Origin of the sequence: Intestinibacter sp. (genome assembly GCF_051866655.1) — a bacterium.
GTDB lineage: Bacteria > Bacillota > Clostridia > Peptostreptococcales > Peptostreptococcaceae > Intestinibacter.
Genome location: NZ_JBJDXL010000353.1, coordinates 1 through 3331, shown reverse-complemented (window position 1 = coordinate 3331; position 3331 = coordinate 1). Strand labels below are relative to the sequence as shown.

The 3331-nt window shown below is 31.1% G+C and carries 4 protein-coding genes; 3 read left to right on the top strand and 1 reads right to left on the bottom strand.

The features are described from left to right. The 3 genes from ACI3VO_RS10585 to ACI3VO_RS10575 all read left to right on the top strand — a co-directional run. A partial coding sequence (locus ACI3VO_RS10585; protein ID WP_439757890.1) for a DUF4846 domain-containing protein occupies positions 1 to 594 on the top strand: 594 nt, incomplete at its 5' end. A 277-nt stretch (positions 595 to 871) separates the two neighbouring features. Next, a complete protein-coding gene (locus ACI3VO_RS10580) occupies positions 872 to 2017 on the top strand; it encodes a pyridoxal-phosphate-dependent aminotransferase family protein (RefSeq protein ID WP_439757891.1) in 1146 nt (381 codons plus the stop codon). Between the two features lie 101 nt (positions 2018 to 2118). Further along, the gene (locus ACI3VO_RS10575; protein ID WP_439757889.1) at positions 2119 to 2646 is read left to right on the top strand and encodes an ECF transporter S component; all 528 of its coding nucleotides are present in this window, start codon (positions 2119 to 2121) and stop codon (positions 2644 to 2646) included. 151 nt (positions 2647 to 2797) lie between these two features. Here ACI3VO_RS10575 and ACI3VO_RS10570 read toward each other — a convergent pair. Next, on the bottom strand, positions 2798 to 3331 hold a 534-nt coding region (locus tag ACI3VO_RS10570), incomplete at its 5' end, for a regulatory protein RecX (protein ID WP_439757888.1).

The window sequence follows — 3331 nt, the reverse complement described above, 5'->3', positions numbered from 1 at the left end:
AAAGACAAACCAAATGTGTACGACAGCGTGTTTGATGTAGATATTGGAGATAGAGATTTACATCAATGTGCAGATGCAGTAATGCTTTTGAGAGCTGAGTATTTGTACCAAAATAAAAGATATGATGATATAAGCTTTCATTTCGTAGATGGATTTAATGCTGAATACAGCAAGTGGAGAAGAGGGTATAGAATTAGCGTTGGAGAGAATTCATCTTCATACTACAAGGCTACAGGAGAAAATAATACTTATGAGACATTTAGAAAATACATGGATATAGTGTTTGCATATAGCTCTACATTGTCCTTAGATGAAGAGCTAGAAAGTGTCGATGTAGAGGATATGCAAATAGGAGATGTATTTATAAAGGGAGGTTCTCCAGGTCATTGTGCTATAGTTGTAGATATGGCAGAAAATAAAGAAACGGGAGAAAAGGTATTTATGCTTGCTCAAAGCTATATGCCAGCTCAACAGACTCAGCTTCTAATAAATCCAAATGATGAATCTCTAAGTCCTTGGTATAGTTTGGATTTTGGAGAAAATCTAAAAACTCCTGAGTGGACCTTTACAAAAGATCAATTGAAGAGATTTTAATTTAAAATACAATAAAGATGAATTATACCCATACAATTCCTAATTTATGCCATATTGTATTGCAATAAAAGAAAGATAATATATAATATTTTTAGGACGATAGAAAATATATTATCTTTTTTTATAATGCATAGGAAATTATATTCCTTTAAAAATTGTAAATAAAGATAATTTCCGTTATGCATTTCAAGAAAATCTACATTATGGATTTTTAGAATAAAGATTTTCTTATTTAAAAATAAGTTGGTTTATAGTTAGGAGTGACGATATGAACAAGATGAACAATAAAATTGTATATACACCAGGTCCATCAGAGGTCAGAGAAAATGTAAGACTTATGAGAGCTGAAAAGACAACTAACCCTGATGTCGATGTGGAATTTTGCGAATTCTATAAAAATACTTGTGATAAGATGGCAAAAATATTAAAGACAACAAATGATGTCTATATATTGAGTGGAGAAGGTATTTTAGGATTAGAAGCTGCGTGTGCATCTCTTACAGAAAAGGGAGACCGCGTTTTAGTAATAGATAATGGAATATTTGGTAAAGGCTTTGATGGCTTCGTAGAAATGTACGGAGGAGAAGTTGTCTATTTCTCAGATGATTATAAAAAAGAAATAGATGTGGATAAGCTAGCAAAATTCTTAGAAGATGACCACGATTTTAAATATGCTACAGTAGTACACTGCGATACACCAACAGGAGTTTTAAACGACTTATCAAAGATATGTCCACTTCTTAAAAAATACGGAATACTAACAGTTGTAGATTCAGTTGCAGCAATGGTGGGAGAAAATATAGAGGTAGATAACTGGCAAATAGATATAGTTTGTGGAGGTTCTCAAAAAGCTATTTCAGCTCCAACAGGACTTACTATGGTAGGAGTAAGTGAAGATGCAAAATCTGCAATGAAAAACAGAAAAACTCCAATATCAGGATTTTACTGCAATCTAACTATATGGGAAAATTACTACAGAGATAAATGGTTCCCTTATACAATGCCAATAAGCGATATTATGGGACTTGATGTAGCACTTGACAATATAATAGAAGAAGGACTTGAAAACGTACATAACAGACATGCAAAGGTTGCAGATGCTACAAGAAAAGCAGTAGAAGAATATGGATTAAAATTATTTTTGGAAAATGGATACTCAAATACAGTAACTGTTGTAGATATTCCAGAAGAAATAGGAGCAGGAAATTTAGTTGCTCATTTATTAGAAAAATACAATCTAGTAATGACAACATCATTAGCTCAATATACAGGAAAGATATTGAGAATAGGTCATATGGGAGAAAATGCTAAACATGAAGCTATAGTGCCTGTTCTTAACTACTTAGATTTAGGACTGAAAGATTTAGGATTTAAGACTGATAAAAATTTAGTTGAATTATTTAATAAATATTATAATGCGTAGATATTTAGGAGATATTTAAGGATTAATCAAAATTGAATAAATTACTATTGTCCTAAGTGTATTAGGACAATAGTAATAATATAAATTGAGGAGGGTAAAAAATGCAAGAAGTTAAACAAAACAGTAGAGTGAATACAAAAGACCTAGTAGAGACAGCTCTTTTAATTGCACTAGTCTATATAGCAACAAGATTTATAAATATAAGATTGCCAATAGCTGCATCTGGTGGATTAGTTCACTTAGGTAACACTATGCTATTCGTAGCAGCAATAGTATTTGGATCTAAAAAAGGAGCTGCAGCAGGTGCCTTTGGAATGGGATTATTTGATTTATTATCAGAATGGGCTATGTGGGCGCCATTTACTTTTGTAATAAGAGGAGTTATGGGATACATAATAGGAAAAATAGCTTGGTCTAATGGAAGACAAGGTAACAATATGCTTGTAAATGTAGGAGCTATAATAATTTCAGGTGTATGGATGATAATAGGATATTATATAACTGAAGGTATTTTATATGGAAACTGGGTATCACCAGCTATGTCAATTCCTGGAAACATAACTCAAATAGTAGTAGGATTAATACTTGGAGTACCAATTGCTAAAGCATTAAAGAAATGCATGAGATAAAAAATTTCTTTATATTAAAAATGGAGGCGCGATTTGCCTCCATTTTATTATCTCATTCTATCCTGCTTATATAAATTTCTTATATTGTAAATTCCAAGAATTACGCATACTACTGCGATTGCTATTTTCATATCGATACCTCCAATTACAATTAACAAGAATATTCATCAATGTCGTTAAACAATCTATTTAATACTTTTTTTATTATATCATAATTAAACCCTTTATAAGCTAAATGATTGCCTATTTTTTGGTAGGCCTTTCTAGGATCTTCATTTTTTAGCCTGTCGTATCTTTTTTTGCCTAGATAAAGCGCATTTTCAAATTCCTTATCAGAGTCGATTTCATCTATTGTCTGTTCGATAATAGCTTTGTCTATGCCTTTGTTGTATAGATTTTGCTTGATTTTATTTTTGCCGTATTTATTTAAATTTACGTTTGTATTTATAATTCTAGTAGCGAGATCCTCATCGTCTACAAACTTATATTTTTGTAAAAACTCGATAACTCTATCTATAGTGTGTTCTTCAAAATCCTTAGAAAGCTTTTGACGTATTTGTTTTTCTGACTGACTAGCTTTTGACAGTATATTTAATGCTTTATTTTTAGCCTTGATGTACATTTCATCATCTAGGATGCTTTTTAAATAATTCTCATCAAATAAATAATCCGGAATTAATTTCTT